Origin of the sequence: Xylocopilactobacillus apicola (genome assembly GCF_033095985.1) — a bacterium.
GTDB classification, from domain to species: Bacteria; Bacillota; Bacilli; order Lactobacillales; family Lactobacillaceae; genus Xylocopilactobacillus; species Xylocopilactobacillus apicola.
On the sequence record NZ_AP026802.1, the window covers coordinates 730,413 to 754,225 of the forward strand.

At 36.9% G+C, this 23,813-nt stretch carries 26 protein-coding genes; 24 read left to right on the forward strand and 2 right to left on the reverse strand.

Annotation, left to right across the window (positions count from 1 at the left end; genetic code table 11):
* The 20 genes from R8495_RS03680 (at position 1) to gndA (ending at position 18,641) form a co-directional block, all read left to right on the forward strand.
* A complete protein-coding gene (locus R8495_RS03680) occupies positions 1-2,202 on the forward strand; it encodes a penicillin-binding protein (RefSeq protein WP_317636215.1) in 2,202 nt (733 codons plus the stop codon).
* The gene (gene mraY, locus R8495_RS03685) at positions 2,189-3,214 is read left to right on the forward strand and encodes a phospho-N-acetylmuramoyl-pentapeptide-transferase (protein ID WP_317636216.1); all 1,026 of its coding nucleotides are present in this window, start codon (positions 2,189-2,191) and stop codon (positions 3,212-3,214) included. Before R8495_RS03680 ends, mraY begins: the two co-directional genes overlap by 14 nt.
* A gap of 2 nt (positions 3,215-3,216) precedes the next feature.
* Positions 3,217-4,548, forward strand: coding sequence for a UDP-N-acetylmuramoyl-L-alanine--D-glutamate ligase (gene murD / locus R8495_RS03690; RefSeq protein ID WP_317636217.1), 1,332 nt, complete (start codon positions 3,217-3,219; stop codon positions 4,546-4,548).
* Positions 4,545-5,642 carry an undecaprenyldiphospho-muramoylpentapeptide beta-N-acetylglucosaminyltransferase gene (murG, locus tag R8495_RS03695; protein WP_317636218.1) on the forward strand — a complete coding sequence of 366 codons (1,098 nt, stop codon included), beginning with the start codon at positions 4,545-4,547 and terminating at the stop codon, positions 5,640-5,642. The genes murD and murG overlap by 4 nt, the downstream gene beginning before the upstream one ends.
* Positions 5,620-6,345, forward strand: a complete 726-nt coding sequence (locus tag R8495_RS03700) for a cell division protein FtsQ/DivIB (RefSeq protein ID WP_317636219.1) — start codon at positions 5,620-5,622, stop codon at positions 6,343-6,345. Before murG ends, R8495_RS03700 begins: the two co-directional genes overlap by 23 nt.
* Before the next feature lie 63 nt (positions 6,346-6,408).
* On the forward strand, positions 6,409-7,737 hold the full coding sequence (gene ftsA / locus R8495_RS03705; RefSeq protein WP_317636220.1) for a cell division protein FtsA: 1,329 nt from the start codon (positions 6,409-6,411) through the stop codon (positions 7,735-7,737).
* 12 nt (positions 7,738-7,749) lie between these two features.
* On the forward strand, positions 7,750-8,967 hold the full coding sequence (gene ftsZ / locus R8495_RS03710; protein WP_317636221.1) for a cell division protein FtsZ: 1,218 nt from the start codon (positions 7,750-7,752) through the stop codon (positions 8,965-8,967).
* 17 nt (positions 8,968-8,984) lie between these two features.
* A complete protein-coding gene (locus R8495_RS03715; RefSeq protein WP_317636222.1) occupies positions 8,985-9,395 on the forward strand; it encodes a cell division protein SepF in 411 nt (136 codons plus the stop codon).
* Between the two features lie 4 nt (positions 9,396-9,399).
* Positions 9,400-9,684: a YggT family protein gene (locus tag R8495_RS03720; protein ID WP_317636223.1), complete on the forward strand. Its 285-nt coding sequence runs from the start codon at positions 9,400-9,402 to the stop codon at positions 9,682-9,684.
* Positions 9,685-9,687: 3 nt separating this feature from the next.
* Positions 9,688-10,431 carry a YlmH/Sll1252 family protein gene (locus R8495_RS03725; RefSeq protein ID WP_317636224.1) on the forward strand — a complete coding sequence of 248 codons (744 nt, stop codon included), beginning with the start codon at positions 9,688-9,690 and terminating at the stop codon, positions 10,429-10,431.
* 14 nt (positions 10,432-10,445) lie between these two features.
* Positions 10,446-11,501, forward strand: coding sequence for a DivIVA domain-containing protein (locus tag R8495_RS03730; RefSeq protein ID WP_317636225.1), 1,056 nt, complete (start codon positions 10,446-10,448; stop codon positions 11,499-11,501).
* Positions 11,502-11,617: 116 nt separating this feature from the next.
* The gene (locus tag R8495_RS03735; RefSeq protein WP_317636226.1) at positions 11,618-12,151 is read left to right on the forward strand and encodes a YqeG family HAD IIIA-type phosphatase; all 534 of its coding nucleotides are present in this window, start codon (positions 11,618-11,620) and stop codon (positions 12,149-12,151) included.
* The gene (gene yqeH, locus R8495_RS03740) at positions 12,136-13,242 is read left to right on the forward strand and encodes a ribosome biogenesis GTPase YqeH (protein ID WP_317636227.1); all 1,107 of its coding nucleotides are present in this window, start codon (positions 12,136-12,138) and stop codon (positions 13,240-13,242) included. The genes R8495_RS03735 and yqeH overlap by 16 nt, the downstream gene beginning before the upstream one ends.
* A 15-nt stretch (positions 13,243-13,257) precedes the next feature.
* Entirely contained in the window at positions 13,258-13,893 is a 636-nt protein-coding gene (locus R8495_RS03745) for a nicotinate-nicotinamide nucleotide adenylyltransferase (protein ID WP_317636228.1), read from the forward strand.
* A complete protein-coding gene (yqeK, locus tag R8495_RS03750; RefSeq protein WP_317636229.1) occupies positions 13,883-14,497 on the forward strand; it encodes a bis(5'-nucleosyl)-tetraphosphatase (symmetrical) YqeK in 615 nt (204 codons plus the stop codon). Before R8495_RS03745 ends, yqeK begins: the two co-directional genes overlap by 11 nt.
* Complete coding sequence (gene rsfS / locus R8495_RS03755) at positions 14,488-14,838, forward strand: ribosome silencing factor (protein WP_317636230.1); 351 nt, start codon at positions 14,488-14,490, stop codon at positions 14,836-14,838. Before yqeK ends, rsfS begins: the two co-directional genes overlap by 10 nt.
* Positions 14,831-15,565 carry a class I SAM-dependent DNA methyltransferase gene (locus tag R8495_RS03760; protein WP_317636231.1) on the forward strand — a complete coding sequence of 245 codons (735 nt, stop codon included), beginning with the start codon at positions 14,831-14,833 and terminating at the stop codon, positions 15,563-15,565. Before rsfS ends, R8495_RS03760 begins: the two co-directional genes overlap by 8 nt.
* Positions 15,519-16,658 (forward strand): nucleotidyltransferase family protein, encoded by a 1,140-nt coding sequence (locus R8495_RS03765; RefSeq protein WP_317636232.1) that lies wholly within the window; start codon positions 15,519-15,521, stop codon positions 16,656-16,658. Before R8495_RS03760 ends, R8495_RS03765 begins: the two co-directional genes overlap by 47 nt.
* Positions 16,655-17,221, forward strand: coding sequence for a YceD family protein (locus R8495_RS03770; RefSeq protein WP_317636233.1), 567 nt, complete (start codon positions 16,655-16,657; stop codon positions 17,219-17,221). Before R8495_RS03765 ends, R8495_RS03770 begins: the two co-directional genes overlap by 4 nt.
* A complete protein-coding gene (gene gndA / locus R8495_RS03775) occupies positions 17,214-18,641 on the forward strand; it encodes an NADP-dependent phosphogluconate dehydrogenase (RefSeq protein WP_317636234.1) in 1,428 nt (475 codons plus the stop codon). The genes R8495_RS03770 and gndA overlap by 8 nt, the downstream gene beginning before the upstream one ends.
* A 74-nt stretch (positions 18,642-18,715) precedes the next feature.
* Here gndA and yidC read toward each other — a convergent pair whose 3' ends face one another.
* Positions 18,716-19,675, reverse strand: a complete 960-nt coding sequence (gene yidC, locus R8495_RS03780; protein ID WP_317636235.1) for a membrane protein insertase YidC — start codon at positions 19,673-19,675, stop codon at positions 18,716-18,718.
* Positions 19,676-19,741: 66 nt separating this feature from the next.
* A complete protein-coding gene (locus tag R8495_RS03785; protein ID WP_317636236.1) occupies positions 19,742-20,014 on the reverse strand; it encodes an acylphosphatase in 273 nt (90 codons plus the stop codon).
* Between the two features lie 24 nt (positions 20,015-20,038).
* Between R8495_RS03785 and R8495_RS03790 the strand changes: the two genes are divergently transcribed.
* The 4 genes from R8495_RS03790 to alr are packed head-to-tail and all read left to right on the forward strand — an operon-like array spanning position 20,039 to position 23,803.
* Complete coding sequence (locus tag R8495_RS03790; RefSeq protein ID WP_317636237.1) at positions 20,039-20,788, forward strand: TrmH family RNA methyltransferase; 750 nt, start codon at positions 20,039-20,041, stop codon at positions 20,786-20,788.
* 12 nt (positions 20,789-20,800) lie between these two features.
* A complete protein-coding gene (gene cshA / locus R8495_RS03795; protein ID WP_317636238.1) occupies positions 20,801-22,318 on the forward strand; it encodes a degradosome RNA helicase CshA in 1,518 nt (505 codons plus the stop codon).
* Complete coding sequence (acpS, locus tag R8495_RS03800; protein ID WP_317636239.1) at positions 22,318-22,686, forward strand: holo-ACP synthase; 369 nt, start codon at positions 22,318-22,320, stop codon at positions 22,684-22,686. The genes cshA and acpS overlap by 1 nt, the downstream gene beginning before the upstream one ends.
* Entirely contained in the window at positions 22,676-23,803 is a 1,128-nt protein-coding gene (gene alr / locus R8495_RS03805; RefSeq protein WP_317636240.1) for an alanine racemase, read from the forward strand. Before acpS ends, alr begins: the two co-directional genes overlap by 11 nt.
* Positions 23,804-23,813: the final 10 nt, after the last annotated feature.

The window sequence follows — 23,813 nt, forward strand, 5'->3', positions numbered from 1 at the left end:
ATGAAAAAGCGGGTTATTCATAATGCTCACCGTGAGTTATCTTATCGTAACCGAAGAAGATTCGGTTTATTTTTTCTCTCAATAGTGGTAATTACTTTCTTGATTTTTGTTGGACGTTTTGTCTGGATTGTTGCGACTCATCGAGCAAGCGGGGTTGATCTAAATCAAAAGCAAGAATACCTTCATCAATCTAAGACTATTTTACCAGCCAATCGAGGACGAATCTTTGATCAGCTTGGAAATGTGATCTCGCAAGATTCCAGTAAATTTACAATTACTGTTACTACAGATAAAAGGGCAGGCAAAAAGCAGGAAGGTGATCGGCAGATTCCACTTTATGTGACCGATAAAGAAAAAATTATTCAGCTGATTAGTGACAATTTGCCAGTCAGCAAAGAATTAATTAACAAGCAGTTAAAGCTAAAAGGTTATCAAATTCGTTTCGGAGCTGGTGGCGATAATATTCCAGTTTCAACCAAAGAGCGAATTGAAGAACAAATTAAAACTCGCCACATTACTGGCGTTGAATTTTTAAGACGGCCATCACGTCTTTATAATGGGGGAATTTTTGCTTCCCAGATTGTGGGAATTGCTGATCTGGACAACAAAGACTCAGAAAAACTAGCTCCCCAGTTAGTTGGTCGCCTGGGAATTGAGCAGGAGTTTAATAAACAGCTGACTGGAAAAAATGGGTATATTGAACGAAAAGCTAATTTGCGTGCCTCTTTTGGTAATCGAACGATTGAAGATCGAGTTAATTCCCAGGATGGATCGGATGTTTATTTAACTTTAAATACAGATATTCAGAAGTATTTAGAAAAATTAGTTAATGAAATTAATGTTAATTATCAGCCTTTGGCGATGGATGCAGTTTTGATGGGAGCCAAAACAGGCAAGATTGTTGCAGCTACTCAGCGCCCTTCATTCGATACAAATACTTTAAAAGGTCTCTCAGAAATGTGGCGTGACAATTTAGTAGAAGATGGATTTGAGCCAGGCTCGGTTTTTAAAGCAGTGACTTTGAGTTCAGCAATTGACCTGGGAGTTTATAACCCTAATCAATATTACGATTCTGGTTCGGTTAAGGTTGGACCAAACGTAATTTATGACTGGCAGCGTTCTGGCTGGGGGGTGATCCCAATGTCGCAAGCTTTTGCTCGCTCGAGTAATGTGGGATTTGTTACTCTGGAAAAGGAAATTGGATCTGATCGTTGGAAAGACTATATTAATCGCTTTGGTTTTACCCAAAAAACGGGTATCACTCTACCAAACGAAAATCCAGGTTCCCTGCAATTTGCCCAACCGCTTGATCAAGCGATAACTTCTTTTGGACAAGGGATTAACGTAACAGTAATGCAATTAATACAAGCCTATAGTGCGATTGCAAACGGTGGGAAAATGGTTCAACCGCAAATTGTGGATAAAATCTATAATCCTAATACGAGGGAAACTAAGAAATTTAAAGTAATAAAAAAGGGCCAACCAATTAGTAGTCAAGCTGCAAGCGAAACAATAAATGAAATGCGGCGAGTGGTTACGGAAAAATACGGTACCGGCAAAGTTTATGCAGTTGATGATGTTGATGTGGCGGTTAAAACAGGAACAGCAGAAATAGCTCAATCAAACGGAGCCGGTTATCTGAAAGGCAAAAATGATTATCTGTACTCAGTGATGGGAATTTATCCAGCAGGCGATCCACGCTACATTCTCTATGTTTCACTTAAAAAACCGCAAAATGTTACAAAGCAGCCTGAACAGATGCTAAGTGAGGTTTTCGTTCCATTGGTTAAGTACTCACTATCTTACAATCGGTCTTATAAAACTTTAAGTAATTCAGAAATCGTAACTCCTGATCTCTCAACTAAGAATCCGCAGGAGGCTGCTGAAGAATTAAAGCAAAAAAAATTAAAAGTAGAAATCATTGGGACGGGAAATTCAGTAGTTCAACAGCTGCCTTTGCCTAAAACTCGGGTAATAGCGGGTGAAAAAGTAATTTTACTGACCAATGGTGCGATGACAATGCCTGATTTGACAGGCTGGTCTAAGAGCGACGTCATTAAGTTTGGCCAAATAACTGGTAAAACAATTAAAGTTAATGGAAGTGGCTACGTTACTCATCAAAGTTTGGGTGCTGGCAGTTCAATTGATTTTGTAAAAAATATTACCGTGGATTTGAAAGAAAATATCAATGAAGATCAATAATAATCGTTTATTTAAAATTATTTTAATAGTCTATAGTACTGTATTTCTTTTGATGGAGCATAACGCATTCTTGCTTTCTTTAACGATTTTGGGTTTTGGACTGGCATTCATCATTTATCCCCCTTTTATTAAAATTCTGAAAAAAAGCAAGGATGTCCAACAAATTAAAGAAGATGGTCCGACTTGGCATGAAACCAAGGCCGGAACACCGACGATGGGAGGTTTATTGTTTATCGCAATCCCTGCCGTTGTTGGTCTTGGAATTGTTTTGTACCGTTTGATATTATCCCAAGAAGTTAGGGGCTTGATCAGCATAGTTTTTGTGTTAGTGGCTTTTGCGGGAATTGGGTTTATTGATGATTTTAAAAAAGTTTCGCAAAAACAAAATTTAGGTTTAAGGGCCAGAGATAAATTTGTTCTTCAACTTTTGTTGGGCTTAATCTATTTATTCATTTCCCCTGTTCAGCCTTGGCGTGATTACAAAGGTTTTTTCGTTGTGTTAGTTTTGGGTTTCTGTTTAATTTGGGTGGTCGGTTTTTCAAATGCAGTAAATTTAACTGATGGTATCGACGGTTTAGCAGGAGGAACTTCACTAATTGTCATTTCGTTTTATTTGATTGTAGCATTTGCTAAAAGAAATTGGTCGGTTTTAATAATTGGTTCATTGCTTTTTGGGACGCTCGTTGCTTTTCTTTGGTTTAATTTTAAACCTGCGAAAATTTTCATGGGCGATTTAGGATCGCTCGCAATTGGAGCTTTTCTTGCCGCTTCATCGATTCAACTGGGAATGATTTGGTCGTTGTTATTTGTCGGTTTAGTTTTTGTAGGCGAGACGCTGTCTGATATTATCCAAGTTGGCTATCATCATTTTACTGGTAAACGAGTTTTTAAAATGGCTCCAATGCACCATCACTTGGAATTATCTGGTTGGTCAGAAGAAAAAATAAATTATTTTAGTTATATTTTGACTTTGATTGTGGCACTTACATATATTATTTTGATGAAGGTTTAACATTGAAAAACATCAGTTCGTTTAGAAATAAGAAAATTTTGGTATTGGGACTTGGCCTTAGCGGCTTGGCGGCAATTGATTTGCTTAAACATGCCGGAGCAGAAATTTTTTACCATGATGATCAGAGTAACTCTCAAGCATCTGGAACAATGATTAATTGTCAATCTGCAGAAGAATTAGCCAAGCTTCATTTGGATGTATTAATTAAAAGCCCGGGAATTCCTTTAGAAAATTGGTACGTGGAAACTGCCCAAAAACTCCAAATCCCGATTATGACAGAATTGGAACTTGCTGCTCGTTTTTGTGATTCTCACTTGGTCGCAGTGACTGGCACAAATGGAAAAACGACCGTGACGACTTTGATTTATGAAATGATCAAGCTGGCTCAAGGTGGTCATGCTTTTAAAGCAGGTAATATCGGAATTCCTTTTTCAAAAGTCGTCCAAGAAGCAAAAAGCGACGATTATATTGTTGTGGAGGCATCAAGTTTTCAATTAGAATTTACCCAGGAGTTTCATCCCCAGATCGCGGTGATAACAAATGTTTTCCCCCATCATTTAGAACACCACCATTCCTTTGAAAATTATTTGGCGGCAAAATCTTTTATTTTTGCCAATCAGATTAAATCTGATTTTCTGGTGGTCAATGGCGATCATCAAGATTTGAATCCTTACTTGAAAGAAGCAAAGTCGCAACTGATATTTTTTAGTGCCCAAACTAACCCGCAAAAAGCTGTTGTCTATGTATCTGACAGAGCTATTTATTACAAGGATGAAAAAATTTGCAAAATTGAAGATTTATTAATCCGTGGGCAACATAATTTAGAAAATTTTATTGCCGCTGCAACAGTTGCTAAGCTGCTAGGTATCGAAAATCAAGTTATTAAGAAGGTAGCTCAAACTTTTAAAGGTGTGGAGCATCGTTTGGAATACGTGGGAGAAAAATTTTCTTGTAAATTTTACAACGACTCCAAGGCGACTGATGAGGAGGCAACAATCGTTGCTTTAGATAGCTTAAACGCGCCAATCGTGCTTTTAGCAGGTGGGATGGATCGGGGAGATAATTTTTCTGCCTTGGCACAGCATTTAAAAAATGTTAAATTAGTTGAGTTATTCGGTGAAAACAGAGAGATTTTACAAAAAATAATTGCTTCAAGCAACATTAAAATTGTGATGAACAATACTTTGCAAGAGGCATTTAATGATGGAGTTACTCATCTTGAAGCAGGGGATACAATGCTTTTATCACCAGCGAGTGCTAGTTGGGATCAATTTAAAAGCTTTGAAGAACGGGGTAAAATGTTTAAGAAAATGTATCGAGAGCTAGAAAAATGAAAGTAATTTTTACGGGAGGAGGCACGGGGGGACATATTTATCCTGCCTTATCCTTAATTGAAAAAATAAGGCAAAATTGTCCGAATTCAGAAATTCTTTTTGTTGGAAGCGATCGAGGATTAGAGAAGAGGCTGACCTCAGAACTTGGGATCCCTTTTGTTTCACTTGATGTTCAGGGCTTAAGACGCTCTTTGTCGCTTGATAACTTAAAAACCGGATTTAAATTTTTACGGGCCTTGCCTCAATCAAAGAAACTGCTTCAAAAATTTAAGCCAGATATTGTAGTTGGAACTGGCGGTTACGTTTCAGCTCCGCTAATTTTCGAAGCGGCAAAAATGAAAGTTAAAACGATCATTTTTGAGCCAAATTCATATCCAGGGTTAACTAATCAGTGGTTGGGCAAGAAAGTTGATCGAGTTGCAATTGTTAACCCCGAGGCTGCTAACTACTTTCCCGCTTCAAAAATTGTGAGGACTGGAAATCCTCGTTCTCAAGAAATTTATGAAGCCTCGATGCAGGAAAATTCGCAGGAAAACTCACTGCCAAAAGTTTTAATTTTTGGTGGTTCTCTGGGCGCCTTAAAGATTAATGAGATAACTCAACAATTGATTTCAGAATATGATTTTGAAAATTTTAAGTTGATATTTGCGACTGGACGCCGATATTACGACTCACACCGAGATGTTTTAAAGCAGCTTGGACAAAAAGAAAACGTGGATATCTGTCCTTACATTGATCAAATGACCCAGCTTTTACCCCAAATCTCTTTGATTGTTTCTCGCTCAGGAGCGACAACAATTGCTGAAATAACCGCTCTTGGAGTTCCAGCAATTTTGATTCCGAGTCCTAATGTAACTCATGACCACCAGACTTATAATGCAAAATCTCTTTCCGATGTTAATGCTTCAATTCTCTTACCCGAAAACGAATTATCGTCGCCTGAATTGTATGAATTGATAAATTCTTTAATTCAAGATCCGATTCGTTTGAAGGAGATGAAAGAGAAATCTTTTGAGCTGGGACAAAGAGATGCAGCTGATCAGTTTATTAAGGTCATGAAAGAATTGGTGGATGAAAAAGCAAAGAAAGAATAATGATTTTAGCAAAGATAAAAATAGTTATATTTTACGATTGGGTTCAGTAATCTTACTAAATTTAATCGGGATTGCAGTCTGTATTTATTTCTTGTACGGTTTAAATTTGATTAAAATTATTAGTGTTGAGGGAAATAAGGAGGTTCCAAGCCAAGAAATAATTGATGCAAGTGAATTGAAAGCGCGAGAAAGCATGTTTAAAGTTTTTCTTAGCAATCAAAAAATAGAAAATAGAGTAAAATCTGAACTTCCACAGATTAATCAAATTACGTTAAGTGTAAATAAATTCAATTGTGTTAGTATTAAAGTTACTGAGTTTGATGTTGTTGGTTATATCCAAGTTAAAGATCGCTTTCGTTCGGTTTTAACTAACGGAGCTGTAGATCCGCACTTGAAAAGCAAGGTTCACCAGAATCGTCCGATTTTTGATCAATTTTCAACAAAGAAACAAATTCAACAAATTGCTGAAATTTATCAAAAAATAACGCCTTCTGTTAAGAGTAATATTTCAGAGATAAAATTAACCCACTCAAAAGTTAATCCTAATCAAATTACAATAAATATGAATGATGGTAATTTAGTTATTGGGGATTTAACCACAATTCAGAAGAAAATTGCTGACTATTCTTTCTTAATCAAGGGCAAGGAAGGAAAGTTGATTATTGATTTGGAAGTTGGAGTTTTTGTAAAAGCAGCAAAATAGAGTGAAAAGTTTTTTTTTCATGTGTTAGAATGAGTCTAGTAAAATCCGTAGGAGGCCGATCATTTGGAGAATGATTCTCAGGCATTTGTTGGGATTGATTTAGGAACTTCCTTTATCAAGATTATTGCGATGAAAGCAGCCAACAAGCAGATTAATGTTATTGGGGTTGGTATTGCTCAATCACAAGGTATGAATAAGGGGATGGTTGTTGATATTGATCAGACCATCAATGATATCTTGACTGCCAAAGCCGATCTTGATAAGAAAACGCAAGTGCCGGTTGATCAAGTCACAGTGGGAATTCCCACTGGTTATTTAACAATTGAAAAGTTAGTCGGATCGTTTGAATTAAGCAAAAGTCCGCGTGAAGTAAATGAAAATGATTTACAACAGTTGGTTGGACAAATGCTAAAAGAACATCGGACAAGCGATCGTGATTTTGTCGGGATTGCCGTTGAAAACTTTTCGGTTGATAATTTTAATGGTATCAGTGATCCTCTAGGGATGATTGGAACCAGATTAAGTCTTAAGTGCCTAGTCTATTCCATTCCAAGTACGATCTTTCGTAACATTTTAAAATGTGTTGAAGGTGCTGGATTTAAAGTCAAGAATTTAGTTTTAAATCCAGTTTCAGTAGCAGAAGTTGCGTTAAATAAAGCGCAAAGAGAGATGGGAGCGATCGTTATTGATGCTGGTAGTGGGCAAACGAGCGTGAGCATTTTTCAAAATAATTTATTGATTGGAAATGATACAATTTTTGAAGGCGGCAAAAATGTAACAAATGATATTTCCAAAATTTTGCGAATCAGTGAAAAAGATGCCGAATCTGTTAAGATAGATTATGGAAGTCTGAAAACTCAGCAAATTAAAAATGATGAGTCATTTGTGATCAAAACCCTTGACCAATCGAAAGAAATTAAGACGCGAGATAAGTATTTGTCAGAAATCATAAGTGCTCGTTTTGAGCAGATTTTTGAACAAGTAAAAAAGGTTTTAATCGCAACTCATGCTTTTGACCTGCCAGGGGGAATCATGATTACAGGTGGAAATACGGCTTTGCCTGGAACTGAGAAAAAAATTAGTTCAATTCTGGATAAAAATGTTAAAGTTTATTTGCCAAATCAGATTGGGCTGAGAAATCGGATTTACACAGTTGTCTATGGAATGGTGATCCATACCTGGCAATTGCCCCGAGTCCAGCGGATCTTGGAAAATTCTTTAGATGTTAATCATATTAAAAATGTTCAACCTCGAATTCCAACAGAAGTTGAGGTTGAACAGGTAGAAAATTTGCAAATTGACCAAAATTCTCAACCCAAGAAGGTTAAAAGCCAAAAAAAGAGTGGTATTATATCTTCAATAAGTAAATGGTTGCGTAATTTATTTGAGTAATGTGGAGGAGTAATGGATAATCAAGAGGAAACAACGGAAAAACAACAAGGCGCTAAGATCAAGGTAATTGGTGTTGGCGGAGCCGGCGGTAATGCAGTTAACCGGATGGTTGAAGAAGGAGTTAAAGGGGTCGAGTTTTTTGTTGCTAACACTGACCGTCAAGCATTATCCTCTTCAAGAGTAAACCAACATATTCAGCTGGGGCCAAAAATTACCAGTGGACTTGGTGCGGGATCTGACCCAGAGGTTGGTCAAAAAGCGGCGCTTGAAAGCGAAGAAGAGATCAGAAATGCTCTTCAGGGAGCAGATATGATCTTTGTAACGGCTGGTATGGGCGGTGGAACTGGCACAGGCGCTGCCCCAGTTATTTCTAAGATTGCTAAAGATCTTGGAGCATTAACAGTTGGAGTTGTCACGCGGCCGTTTAAATTTGAAGGGTCAAAGAGAGCTCAGTTTGCAATGACCGGTATTGCAGCCATGAAATCAAATGTTGATACTTTAGTTGTAATTTCTAACGACAACTTGTTATCAATTGTTGATAAGAAAACAGGATTAAAAGAAGCCTTTTCAGTTGCAGATGATGTTTTGCGGCAAGGGGTTGAAGGAATTACAGATACGATTACTGAAACAGGATTAGTTAATCTTGATTTGAATGATGTAAGAACTGTGATGGAAAATCAGGGAACAGCAGTAATTGGAATTGGATCTGGTAGCGGAGACAATGCAATTGACGAGGCAACTCAAGCAGCTGTTGCATCTCCATTACTCGAAAGTGATATTACTGGGGCAAAACAAGTTTTACTTAATATTGTCGGTGGTAGTAATTTGACCATTTTCGATATTCAGGCGGCTGCTGATACGGTTGCTGAAAGAGCATCGAATGATGTCAACGTGATTTTTGGAGCTTCAATCGATGAAAACTTTGAAGATAAAATTCAGGTTACTTTGATTGCTACAGGAATTGATTCTGAAGGAAGCCCAAGAAGACAGGAAACTTCACATTCATCTTCAGATAAGACAAACAATCAGGTTGTTGATTGGCAAGATAACCAGGTGCTTTCTAATCAAAGTTCTAATTCATCGACAGTAGATAATAAAAGTGAGCAAGATCGTTCGTCATACAATCAACCTGATTTTGAAGTATTTCAAGGTGGTCAAGCTCCAATTGATCATGATGATGACGATGATGATGATGTTCCACCTTTTTTAAGAAGAAATAATCACAGATAAGTATAGAAAGGTTAGAGATGGCTTTTAATAAAAGTTTGTTAAAAAATATTTTTGGTTCTGAAGACGAAGAAGATTATGAAGAGGAATCTTTTGAAGAAGAATCTCTTGAAGATGAGCCAAGAAACAAAGTAATTCCCATGAACAAACAAAAAGGGACCAAAAAATCAGTTATGGCTCAAAATCGGATTATTGTGGTTGAACCACGTATTTATAGTGATGCAGCTGAGATTGTTAATAAATTAAAAGATAATTTTGCAATTGTCGTTAATTTTGAGAAAATTGAAGCTGAACAAGCTAAACGAATTATTGATTTTTTAAGTGGTGCAACCTGCGCAATGGACGGAGTAACCCAAAAGGTTAGTCCTCAAATTTATTTGTGTACTCCTAATAATTTTGAAGTTCAAGCTAATTTAAGCGATAGCGAGTAATTTTTTGGGTCAAGAATTTTTTGTTTTACTTTATAAAATTGGTGATCGTTTAATTTATATTTACATGTTGGTAATTGTTGTAAGTGCATTTTTATCGTGGGTACCAAATCTTTATAATTCACGGTTTGGTGAACTTCTAAGAAGATTTAGTGATCCATTGGAGAATATGATTAGGCGAATTATTCCACCAATTATGGGTCTAGATTTTTCACCAATAATTGGAATTTTCTTGTGCGAGGTTATTAGAAAATTATGGGCGATGATTTTCCGGGTTATCTTGCTAGGATAGTTGATGGCAAAAAAAGATTATTCAACTAGTAAAATCTACAACATTGTTGAGATGGTTCGCTCAAAGGAGCGAAATTACGTTAGCAATTTTTTGAATCCAGTTGAACAAAATTTGTGGGATCAAAATAGTCGCAACGTTAAAGTCGAATTTTGGGGTGGATATTCGTTAGCTGAAAGAAAAGCTGTTTTTGTCTCACCTTTGGATGATAGACAGGATGTTGATTGTCAAAGATTTGAGTTAGCGGCTCTTGAGGCTGAGATAAATAATTTTTTTGAGCCTACACATCGGCAAGTTTTGGGAAGTTTGATGCACAAAGGATTAAACCGTGATGTGATTGGAGACATTTTGATCAATTCCCAAACGGTTCAGATGATTGTGAAACAATCGATTGTAAAATTTATTCTCAATGATTCGTTGAGAATAAATAATAATGTTTTAAATTTTAAAAATATTGGATTTGATCAAATTGTTGATCCGGTTATTGACACCCCTACTGTGAGAAATACGATACCATCTCTACGTCTTGATGTTTTTGTTGCGAAGGTTATTAATACATCACGTGCTAAAGCACAAGAATTAATTTTAGTTGGTAAAGTATTCGTAAACTTCCAGGAAGTGAACAAAACTACATATGTTTTATCGGAAAATGAATTTATTACGGTCCGAGGTTTTGGTAGAATAAAATTAAATAGGGTTATCGGTCGATCCAAAAAAGGAAAAATCGTGATCGAATACCAAAAAGTATAGCCTGGAGGTTATTAATGGTACTAACACCTGAAGATATTGCAAATAAAGATTTTAGTCGGAGCGTTCGTGGATTCAACGAGAATGAGGTAAATGATTTTCTTGATGAAATTAACGATAATTATGCTCGGACTTTAGACGAAAATGTTTCATTAAAAAATCAGCTATCAGCTGCCCAAGAAAAAGTAAAGTATTTTTCGGGTTTACAAGATGCACTGAATAAATCGATTCTAATTGCTCAACAAACAGCAGATCGAGTCAAAAAAGATGCTGAAAAAGAAAGAGATCGAATCATTTATGATGCTGAAAATGATGCTAAAAAAGTTCTTAAAGCAGCAACTGAGAAAGCTAATCAGATTCAGGCTGAGGCGATTGGTGAAACTCAAGAATTGTCTGATAAAGGTAAAGTGATTGAAGCTGGATTAAAGAAATTTCATCAAGATTTAATCGATACTTTTAAACAACAGCTTGAATATGCTAACGACGATAATTGGGTCAACCTTTTGCAATCGCATTTTTCAGAGAATTTTGATGAGTTTAAGAAATATAAAGCTTCACAGGCTTATGACGATGTAACTAAATCATTGTTAAGTGAAAATCCTGATTTAAAGCTTGATGTTGCTGAACCTGCTGCCGATTCGCAGTCAAGTCAGCAGAATTATGATTTTGATCAACAAGCAAGTCAGTTCACTCAGCAATATGATCAAAATCAAGCTGGTGAGGGAGCTGCAAATGAGCAGTTTGGCGGGTCGCAAGGACAGTTTGTTAATCCTAATGATCCAGTAGCTCAAGGGCCAGACCAAGCCGGTTATCCTCCAGTTAATTCGGGTGATCAACAGGCTGAGAGTGTTGTAGATTCGGGATTTAATAATATTAATTCTCAAAATTATGCTGATCCATATAATTTTAATCAGCCTAATTCGGATTTGGGCGGGGCAGGCTTGTATTATCCAGGTGATCAGCCTAATAATGCGGCAGTACCTAATCAGCCTTATGATGCTAATTCGGGTTATCAACCAAATCCGCCGAGTAGTGGTTTTGATCAACCAAAAACGCAACCTCAGGGGAGCTAAAATTTAATTTTCAGGTAAATTTATGAAATGTCAGGCGGAGTTCTGGCTTTTTTTTTGGCGAAATTGAGAAATTGTATTAAAATTAAAAAGAAGTTTTAAGTGAAAGGGATTAAATATTGCAACGAGATTTAGCAAAAAAATGGTATTATCCAACTTGGAAGACGAGTAAAATCACTGATCTCGATCCGATATCGTTAAAAGCTCACGGAATAAAAGGAGTGATTACGGATTTAGACAATACTTTGGTTGCTTGGGATCTTGAAGATTCTGATCAAACTGCTAAGAGATGGATTAATTCGTTAAAGGATGCATCCATTCCGGTTATTGTTGTATCTAATAACAATCAAGAGCGAGTTGAAAAAGCAGTGGCAGATTTGGGTGTCCCATTTGTTGCTTTTTCGCTGAAACCCGCTCCTTTTGGGATTAGGCGGGCTTTAAAACAGTTGAATTTAAAAAAACAGGACGTGATTTTAGTTGGCGATCAAGTTTTGACAGATCTTTTTGCAGGTCTTAGTTCGAATATTAAGACAGTTCTGGTGGATCCATTAGTTCAAACTGATAATTGGAATACGAGAATTAACCGCTTTTTTGAACGGCCTTTTATGAAACAAATTCAACGGGCTAAGGGACTTGAATGGAAAATAAAATAGAAAATTTTCAATGTAGTGGGTGCGGGGCAAAGTTACAGGACCTGCAAAAAAATCAGGCTGGCTATTTAAATCAGCAAACTTTAGAAAAATTATTAGACGAACAGCGTCCACTTTTATGTCAGCGGTGTTTTCGCTTGTTGCACTATAAAGAAGTCACTCCTTTAGAAATTGGAGCAAGTGATTTTGCGACAATCTTAAAGCAAATTCCAGCTGGTTCATTGATCATTGCAGTGACCGACATTTTTGATTTGTCAGATGAGTTCTTTGCGCTTCTTAAACAATTTCCGGCTTCTAACCAATTTGTGATTGTGATTAACAAAATTGAGGATTTGCCGCGGGATTATAAGATTGCGGCAGTTCAAGATTGGGTGCGCAATCATGCAATTAGAGAAAAAATTAGCTTGCGTTACATTGTTCCAGTGAGCGCAAAAACGAAATACAATATTGATATTTTATCTCAGATTTTAAATCAGGAACTTGAAGATCGAGAGTTGTATTTTGTGGGTAATGCAAATGTTGGTAAATCAAGCTTAATTAATGCTTTAATTAAAAGTCAGGCTGGAAAATTTATTGAACCTGCGATTTCATCTCTTCCGGGAACGACTTTAAATTTTTTGACATTCAAAAATGGGTCAAAAACCTGGTATGATACTCCAGGGTTATTATTAACTAATCAAGCACCTTCTTTTCTATCATTGTCGGATTGGCAGATTTTATTACCGCAGAAAAGAATTAGACCATTAATTTTTCAAATTCAGGCAGGGCAAAGCATTTTTATTGGCGGATTAGGCTGGTTAGATTACAAAAAAGGTCCCAAAATTTCTTTGGTTTTTTACTTTAACTCACAAGTAGTTATTCATCGGCGTAAAACTAGTGAAAACGAGGATTTTTATGTTAATCACGTTGGAGATCTTTTATTTCCACCACAAAAGTTAGAAAGGCCTTCATTTAGGACAAACACTTTTCAAGCAAATTATAAGTATGATCTTGTTTTTCCGGCAATGGGATGGGTGACAGTAAGCCAAAAAGCAAAAATAAATTTGACGCTTTTAGAGCCTTTGAAGGTGTCTCTAAGAAAAGCAATCGTATAGAGATGGGTAATTAAGATGGACAAAAGAAAAAGAGAAAATGTAATTTTGACTTTGCCAAAAGAAGAGGTGAAAACAAGTCAAAATAAAAAATCAATCGGCCTCTTTACAGGCAAGTTCGATCCGATTCATATTGGACATTTAGTGGTAGCTGAAAATGTACGGGAATTTCTTAAGTTAGATAAAGTTTATTTTATTCCGGTTACAAATCATGACATTACAGAAAATAATCCTCAAAAAGATTGTCACCGTCTGGCCATGATCAAAGATAGCATCAGGGATAACGATTATTTTGAACTTCTTTACTCGGGGATGATTTTTGAAAAGCCAAAAAATCTAGAAGAGATGTTTCGTTTGCTGCATGAAAAAAATCCAGCAGCTGATTATTACTGGATTGCAGGTAATGAATTTATCAACTCAATCAGTATGGGTACTTTTTCGACGAAACTTTTAGATTATGTTAAGTTGGTAGGGACACGACGCTATAATTTTGTATTGCGTTCGAAGGTCCCGATTACTTGGGTTGAGGTACCAACGATTAATATTTCTAGTTCAGATATTAGAGAACGTCTTCGAAATAAAATGACTGTTCGTTATCTAGTGCCCGATCAAGTTTTTAGATATATTTTAAAGGAGAATTTATATGGTTTGTGATCAATTTAGCTACTTTAGCGAACTTGCTAAACAAAAGTTAACAGCTAAACGATTTGATCATTGTTTAAACGTAGCAAAAACAGCGAAATCTTTAGCTGAAGAAAACGGAGTGGATCCCCAAAAAGCTAGATTAGCAGGACTTTTACATGATTTTTATAAAGAAACTGATTCGGAAGTTTTTGTTGAAATGATTAAAAATGGACACTATGATTCTGACCTTTTGAGTTATAGTCGTGGAGTTTGGCATGGATTATTGGGCGCAGATCTTTTAAAGCAAGAATACGAATTTTACGATGAAGAAATTTTGAATGCGATTAGATATCATACAATCACGGATCCAAGAATGGACCAGTTAGCAAAAATCGTTTTTGTGGCGGATTACATTGAACCAAAACGCAATTTTAGACAAGTTTGTCTGGCACGGGAAATTGCCCAGGAGAATCTTGACGCAGCAGTGTTATTTGAAATCAGAAGTAGCATCAAATATATGATGATTCGATCAGCGCGGATTCATCCGGCAATGTTAAACACTTATAATGCATTATATGCAAATAATTCTAAATTACATGATTTGATACAAAAATTGGAGGAAAATTGGAAGTAAATACTTTGAAATTAGTTGAAGATCTGGCTAAAAAGGCTGATCAAAAACAAGCAAACGACATTGTTGTTTTAGATTTGGCAGGAGTGAGCTTTTTAGCAGATTATTTTATGATTATGGATGTGCGTAATCCTCGAATGATTGAGGCTTTAGTGAAAGATCTGTCTGAAATAGCTCAACAAGACGGTTTTGCCGTAAAGCGCGTTGAAGGAAAACCGGATTCACAGTGGGTTTTACTAGACTATGGTGATGTAGTAGTCCACGTATTTACGCCCGAGAAGAGGAATTTTTATAATTTAGAAAATCTTTGGAATGAAGCGAAGAGTGTTTCAATAAATGTTTAATTCTTTTGCGACCATTTATGATGAATTGATGGACAAAAGTCTCTATGATAAGTGGCTAAGCTTTACTAACCGATTTGCGCCGATGGGAAGTAAAAAAGTATTGGATCTTGCTTGCGGCACCGGGGATTTTTCTTTACAGTTGGTAAGGTCAGGCTTTAAGGTCATGGGGCTAGATAATTCTGAGGAGATGCTTTCCATTGCCAGCAGTAAACTAACTGATGATCCTGATTCAATTATGTTTGTCAAAAGAGATATGCGCGATTTAACGGGACTTGGCTCTTTTGATGTCGTGACTTGTTATGATGATTCGCTTAATTATCTTTTGGATTTTTCTGAATTAGAGTCAGTATTTGGAGGCGTTTTTGAAGTCTTACGTCCGGGCGGAATTTTTCTTTTTGACGTGATAACTCCGTATCAGACCGATGTAGTTTATCAAAATTATTACTACAATTACTCTGACGAACAAAATTCTTTGTTGTGGACGACCTATTCTGGGGAGTTTGAACATTCAGTAATTCACGATTTGACCATTTTTAAATATGATTCAGAATTGAAAGCTTACCAGCGATATACCGAAGAACAACAGGAACGCGCTTATGAAATGTGGCAGTATTTAGATAGTTTACAAGCTGCAGGATTTAAAAATATTCAAACGCTTGCTAATTTTGGCGAACAAGAAATTGATTCAGAGACTAAACGGTGGTTTTTCATTGGTCAAAAATCTTAAAGTTTTAGGCATTATTGCCGAATACAATCCCTTTCATAATGGGCATTTGTGGCAGCTGCAAGAAGCTAAAAAGATCGTTGAGCCTGATCTAACAATTATTATTTTAGGCGGTAATTATACTCAACGAGGAGAAATGTCGATTTTACGCCGTGAGGATAAGGTCAAGCTGGCTTTAACCTATGGCGCTGATTTAGTGGTCGGAATTCCTTTTTTGAACAATATTCAAGCCGTTGATCAATTTGCTTTTGGCAGCGTTCAGGTAGCCAAAAAAATGGGAGTAACCCACTTAGTTTTCGGGAGTGAGGAACCTGATTTTCCTTACCGAGCCAAAGCAGAAGAATTTTTGAAAATGCCGCCTTTGGTTCCGAAATTAAAAAATCAAAATTATGCGAATAATGTGGCGCTAGATTTAGCAGCAATTTCAGTTTCGCCTAAATCTGCTAATCACCTCTTGGGATTTTATTATGCTGTAGCAGCAGCTAAATTGAATTATCAACTAGACTTGATTCCTTTGAAGCGCGGAATTAGTGAGGTCAGCAGCAGTAAAATTAGATTGCTTCTAAGACAACGAGACTTTGAGGCAGTTAAAACGCTAATGCCACCTGAAGCAGTTTCAATTTTGGCCAAAACACCGCCAGATAGTTTTGATAAGACCTTTGCAATTGTGAAATCTAAGTTGCTTTTAACAGACCCCAAATTCTTAAACGAAATTTTTCTGTTACCAGATGAGCTTTTGAAGCGATCTCTTCAAGCAATTCGAAAGGCTAAAGATTACGAAGATTTTATTCATCAAGTTAAAACAAAACGGTATACTTTAACCCGAATTAAAAGGATTTATCTTTACCTCTTACTTGATATTCACCGCGATTTTATTCGGAGTTTTGAGATGGTGGAAGTCTGGGGCTTTAATTCGGTAGGGCAGAAATATTTAGCTGATCTGAAAAATGAGGTGGATTTAATTACAAATCCCAAAAGTTCAGATTATGCCCGTTCGGAAATTTTTTGCTTAGAGGCACGAGCTAACCGCTTCTATGATTTTATTATGCAGACTGAACCTTCAAAATTAGTAATAAGTAGAAAGGAATCAAAATGAAACTAGTTTTTGATTTTGCGAAAGTTTTAGAACGTAAAAGCCCAACAATCATTGAAACTGAGGTTGATTTGGGCCAAGAAATTGAAAAAAGAAAGCCAGATTACCAGGCTTGCGATCCGTTTATGGTGAAAATTAAACTACTACCAATTGACGGAAAGTACGTTGAAGCTCACTTTGAGCTTGAAGGAAAGTTAATTGTCCCTTCTACTCGTAGTTTATTACCAGCAAAAGTGAAAATTTTTCAAAATGCTGATGAAATTTTCAAATTCCCTGAGATTGAATTGGAAGACGGAGAAAAAGAAGAGCAGGTTATTACGGACGTTGAGAATAATGTCTTAGATTTGTATAATACAGTCGTTGATTATATTTTATTGGCTGTCCCAACCCAGGTTCTGACTGAAGAAGAACAAAAAGAAAATTTGATGCCTAAAGGTACTAATTGGCAAGTTATTTCCGAAGCTGATTTTAAATCTCCGACAGATAAATCCGAGAGTTTACCAGCCCAAACACGTAATCAATTAGAAAAATTAAAGAAAGAGTTAGATCAGGAGAAAAATGACTAAAAAAGCAGAAATCGGTGTCATTGGTATGGCAGTTATGGGTAAAAACTTAGCCCTAAACATTGAAAGAAACGGTCACACAGTTGCAATTTATAATCGTACTGATGCGAGGACGAAAAAAGTAGTTGAGGATCATCCAGATAAAAACTTGGTTGCAAGCTATGATTTATCAGATTTTGTGGCAAGTATTGAACAGCCCCGGCGGATTATTTTGATGGTGCAGGCAGGAGCTGGCACAGATTCTGTAATTGATCAACTATTACCACTTTTAGCACAAGGCGATATTTTGATCGATGGTGGAAATACATTCTTTGAAGATACTATTAGACGCAGCAAAAAACTCGATGCATCAGGGATCAATTTTATTGGAATGGGAGTTTCTGGCGGTGAATTAGGAGCCTTAAATGGACCTTCGATGATGCCTGGCGGACAAAAATCTGCTTATGATCAATTGGCAGATATTTTTGAGCAGATGGCAGCTAAAGCTGATGATGGCAAACCTTGTGTAACTTATGTTGGGCCAAATGGTGCCGGTCACTACGTTAAGATGATTCATAACGGAATTGAGTACGGCGATATGGAGTTGATCGCAGAAACTTACAATATTTTGCGTAATCTTCTGGGGTTATCGGTTGAAGAATGTGCAGAAGTTTTTAAAACTTGGGATCAGGGCGAACTAAAGAGTTACTTGATTGAAATCACGGCGGATATTTTGACTCGTAAGGACGACCTAGGTAGTGGCACTCCAATTGTTGATTTAATTGTAGACGAAGCAGCAAACAAAGGAACTGGTAAATGGAGCTCTGAAAATGCGTTAGAGTTAGGTGTTCCACAATCAGTGATCACAGAATCTGTTTACGCTCGTTATATTTCATTTCTAAAGAGTGAGCGGGTTGCTGCAAGTAAGCAGTTAAGCGGACCAAAAGTTGAACCAGTTAGTGAAGATGAGAAAAAAGAACTAATCGATTTGTTAGAGAAATCCCTGTACTTCAGTAAAGTAATGAGCTATGCACAAGGTTTTGAGCAAATCAAGACGGCATCTGACCATTATGATTGGAATATAAATTACGGCGACATGGCAAAAATTTGGCGTTCAGGTTGTATTATTCGAGCTGAATTCCTCCAAAATATTACTGACGCCTTTACTAGAAATCCAGATTTAAAAAATTTGCTTTTGGATCCGTATTTTAAAAATATAGCTGATCAATATCAAGATTCACTTAGAAAAGTTGTTTCGATTGCGATTAAAGCAGGAATCCCGGTTCCAGTCTTAGCAGCAGGGATTACTTATTATGACTCTTATCGCAGTGCAGTTTTACCTGCAAATTTGATTCAAGCTCAAAGGGATTACTTTGGGGCGCATACTTATCAGCGCGTTGATCGAGAAGGAACATTTCATTATCCATGGTATCCAGAACAATAATAATAAAACGCCGATCAGGCGTTTTTTGCTAGAAAAAAACTCATCGTCATTTTAACGATGAGCTATCTTGGAAATTATTTGTCAAAGTGTTGCTTGCCAGCATTTCGCTTTTTTAATTCCTCTGAGTCGATGCTACCAATTTTTTCATCAGAGTCAGAAGATCCGGGTTGAAGAAATTCGTCACTTTCAAAAGTTTCAGCGGTTACGACTTCGACAATCGGATTTTCTTCCAAATCTTCGTCAATTTGACGGCGAATTTTAGGTAAAATCAGGTAAGTGGTAATTGCCTGCTGTCCAACAGCTAAAACACCGGTAATCAAGAAGTAAAGGCCAAGTCCTGCAGGTGATGCAAAGGTGAAAAAGAAGATCATGACCGGCGAGATTACAAGTACTGATTTCGATTGTTTACGCTGCTCGGGACTCATTCCTGCTAGTGACATGTATCCTTGAATGAAATAAGTTATCGTCGCTAATATAACGATTAACAAATTGGGTTTTCCTAAATTCATTCCGAAGAAAACGCTGTGTTGGAGAACTTCTGAGTACTGGATCCCTAAAAATAAACCACTAAAAAATGGAAGTTGGATGATTAAAACAAGACATCCCATGCTTGGAATCATTTTAGTATTGTTCTTTTTGTAAACATCCATCAAAAGCTGATTAAGTCGCATTTGCTCAGCTTGATCCCTGGTTTGCTTCATCCGTTTATTAATCAAGTTAACTTGCGGTTGTAATAATCGCATTTGTTCTTGTTGCAGAGTTTGCTTTTTTGCTTGATTAAGTCTTAATGGTAAAATGATCAAATTGATCACGATCGTGATAATTAAAATTGCAAAACCGTAACCATTCTTTCCACCCAAAGTATCTCCTAGCCAAATAATGGAATTTTGCATTGGGATTCCCAAAAATTTATAGATCGTTCCATAAAAGAAATCCGTCGGAGGCTTGCGCACTGAACTAGCGCGCCGAGCACATGAGGTTAAGAATAAGAGAATTGGTAGCAATGACCAAACAATGATTTTTTTATTTTTCAATAGTTAATCCTTCTAAATAGAGTGCTAAGAAAATATTATATCATACTGGAGTTTGAATTTAAGATTTTATATAATTCGAAAATCATGATAAACTTGAGTGTCTAATATTTTCGTTCTTTCTACCTTTGAAATCCGGGCCCAAGGAGAGATCTTATTGGGCAGGTTCCGGGTAAATTGGTTAATTACATCTGGCGAACCTTGAACAATTGCAATCACCGATCCGTTCCAGTCGTTATGAATTGTACCAGTGATACCGAGTTGATCGGCAAGCATTTTACAACTATAGCGAAATCCAACTCCTTGAACGTGACCTGAAAAAATAATTTTTTCTGTTTCCAATTTTAGAACCTCCTAATAAATATAATGATAATAGATTCAATCCAAAATAAACACATCAAATTAATTAAAAAAATTCTGACTTCCAAATATCAAAAAAAAGAACAGAAGTACCTGATCGAAGGACGCAATCTGGTTGACGAGGCGATTCACTATCAAGAACCGCTAGAGATTTTAGCCACTGAGCAAGCTGCTGCTTATTTATCTGGATCAACGGATCATTTTACTTTAATTAGTGAGCAGGTAGCAAAATATTTATCATCAACCGTCACTCCAGAAGGGATTTTTGCGGTGATGCCAATTCGTCAGGAAACTCCTCAACCTGGTAATTGGCTAATTTTTGATGAATTACAGGATCCAGGTAATGCAGGGACCATTCTTAGGACGGCAGATTTTTTTGATTATCAGGGGGTGTTTTTTAGCCCGAAATCAGTATCGCCATACTCGCCAAAAGTATTACGATCTGCTCAAGGGAGTAACTTTCATCTACAGGTGGTTATTGGTCCAACGATGCCTTTTATTGAGCAGCTCAAAAGTTGGGGTGAGTTAGTTCTTGGCACAACTCTTCATGAGCAGGCAAAAGAGGTGCAAGATTTAGATCTTAATGAACCTTATGCGTTAGTTCTTGGAAACGAAGGACATGGGTTAAGCAAAGAAATAGGTGCAACAATTGACGAAAATATTTTGATTCCGACAAAAGGACACGCTGAAAGTTTAAATGTTTCAGTCGCTGCCGGAATTTTGATGTATGCCCTTAATATTATAAATAAAAACTAAAGGAATGAAATTTTGAAATTTAATGAACTAGATTTACAACCAGAACTTTTAACAGCAATTAATGACGCCGGTTATGTGGAAATGACTCCGATTCAGGAACAAGCAATGCCGGTCGCTTTGGCTAATAAAGATGTGATGGGACAAGCACAGACCGGAACTGGAAAAACTGCAGCGTTTGGGATTCCAGCGATTCAACAAGCTAACCATAATGACCACTTTGTTTCGACTTTAATAATGTCACCAACAAGAGAGTTGGCAATCCAAACCCGTGATGAAATAGCAAAGCTTGGTCATGACAAAAAAATCAGAGTAATGGTCGTTTATGGTGGTTCCGATATTGGAAGACAAATTAGAGATTTAAAAAATCCGCCGCAAATATTAGTAGGAACTCCAGGTCGCCTACAAGATCACATGAATCGAAAAACTGTTGATTTTTCGCATTTGAAGACGTTAGTTTTAGATGAAGCTGATGAAATGCTTGATATGGGATTTTTAGAAGATATTTCTAAGATAATTCGTTCGTTACCTAAAGAAAGACAAACTTTATTATTTTCTGCAACATTGCCACAGGATATTGTCCAAATCGGGACGGCATTTATGAATAATCCTGTGACTGTTAAAGTTAAATCTAAAGAATTAACTGCTGATTTAATTGATCAGTATTACGTAAAAGCGCGAGACAATGAAAAATTTGATTTTATGACTCGTTTGATGGACGTACAGCGACCGGAATTAGCTCTAGTTTTTGGACGAACTAAGAGAAGAGTGGATGAGTTGACACGCGGATTAAAGATTCGTGGCTTTAAGGCTGAAGGGATTCACGGTGATTTAACGCAACAAAAGCGGATGAATGTCTTAAGGATGTTTAAAAACAGTGAAATTCAAATTTTGGTAGCTACTGATGTGGCTGCACGTGGTCTCGATATTCGCGGAGTAACTCACGTTTACAATTATGATATCCCACAAGATCCCGATAGTTATGTTCATCGAATTGGTAGAACCGGTCGGGCAGGACGAGCTGGGATGTCTATTACATTTGTCAATCCGCGAGAAATGGATTATTTAAGAGGAATTGAGAAATTAACTAAAGTTAAGATGATGCCTTTAATGCCTCCAACGGCTGAAAAGGTTCAAAAAGAGCTGTTAGATCATGCTGTCTCGGTTATTGAAGATAAGTCTTCTTCAATTCATGTCAATAATTATCAGAAATATGCTGAAAAATTGGTTGAGGAAGTTGACCCGATGATTTTAGCCAGTCTTTTGCTGCAAAGTTATACTAAGAGTAGCAGTAAAAATCGGCCAGTTAGTATTTCAGTAGAGCGTCCGTTGCCGTCGAAAAAGAAGTCAAGTGGTAAAGGGTATCAGAAATATAACCATGGTTCATCACGTCGTTATAATTCCAAAAAACCATATCATCATGATCGTGACCAAAAGAAATACGGTCAGCGAGATCATAAGCGTTCATCTTCCAATCAGGCAAAAACTCCAAAGAAAGTGAATCGTAATTTTGTGATTCGAACTAAAGCCTGATGATTTATGGAATTGGCGTTGATATTACGGAGAAGAATCGAGTTTATCGTTTGATGAAAAAATTCGGAGAAAAATTTTCCGAACGCATTTTAACTAAAGAAGAGTTGGAAATTTTTCAAACGTATCAGACTGTAGAAAAACGAGTGGAATTTTTAGGCGGGCGTTTTAGTGCCAAAGAGAGTTATGCGAAAGCTTTTGGGACTGGACTTGGCTCTGTTGGGTTTCAAGACTTAGCAATCTTAAATCAGGCAAACGGGCACCCGTTTTTTTTGTATCATCCTTTTAAAGGAGTTGGCTATATTTCAATTAGTCATACTAATGAATTGGTTATGACAGAAGTGATATTGGAAGAGAAAGATGAAATTTGATTTTATACCTTCAAAAGCTTTGATTGATCAAAGAGCAATTTATGATAATTTTAAATTAGTGCAAAATCTTCATCCCAAGAAGAAAATTTTTGTTGCAGTTAAGGCTGATGCCTATGGTCATGGAGTAAGGGAAGTTTGTGCACCCGTTATAAAAGCGGGAGCAGCTGGTTTTTGTGTCGCCTATGTCGATGAAGCGCGTGAAATCAGGGGCTTTGGTTTTAATAATCTAATTTTGGTTTTGGGAGCTAGCGAAGCTAAATCTGCAGCAATTGCTCAAAAAGAAGATATTAGCCTGACCGCACCGTCGCTTGCTTGGCTTCAAGAAGTAGTGAAATATTTGGACTCAACGAATCCTAATAAGTTAAAGGTTCACCTTGCAATAGATTCCGGAATGGGCCGGATTGGGATGACTAGGATAGAGGAACTTGAGCAAGCTTTTCAGTTTGTTCAGGATAATTCCGATAAAATAGAGCTAGAGGGAATGTTCACACATTTTGCGACAGCTGATGCTGATGATGAGTATTATCATGAGCAGCAAAAAAGATTTAAATTGTTGGCTAAAGGGTTTAAGCAAAAAGTTAAATATTTGCACTGCGAGAATAGTGCTTCTAGCTTGTTAGAAGAAGATGATGATTTCACCAATTCCTTGCGTTTAGGCGTTGCTCTTTATGGTATTTCTCCTTTTATTAAGCCGCAAAAGCTTGAGCAAAAGTTTAAACCAGTTTTGAGTCTTGAGTCCCAAATTTCATTTATCAAAAAAGTTTCGAAAGGGACAAAAATTAGTTATGGTGCAACTTATACCGCGCCTCAAGATGAGTATATAGCTACAGTCTCGATTGGTTATGCTGATGGATGGTTACGCCGGATGCAAGGATTTAATTTATTAGTAGAAGGCGAATTTTGTCCCATTGTTGGGCGTGTAACGATGGACCAATTAATGATTAAGGTTTCTAAGTGTTATTCTATTGGAACGAAAGTTACATTAATCGGCAATAGCGGAAGTAAGAAGATCTCTGCTGAAGAAGCAGCTGATTTCGCTAAAACAATTCCTTATGAAATTTTGACCACAATCTCAAGAAGAGTGCCACGGATTGCGGTCAATAAAATTGAAGAGTAATTATAGGAGA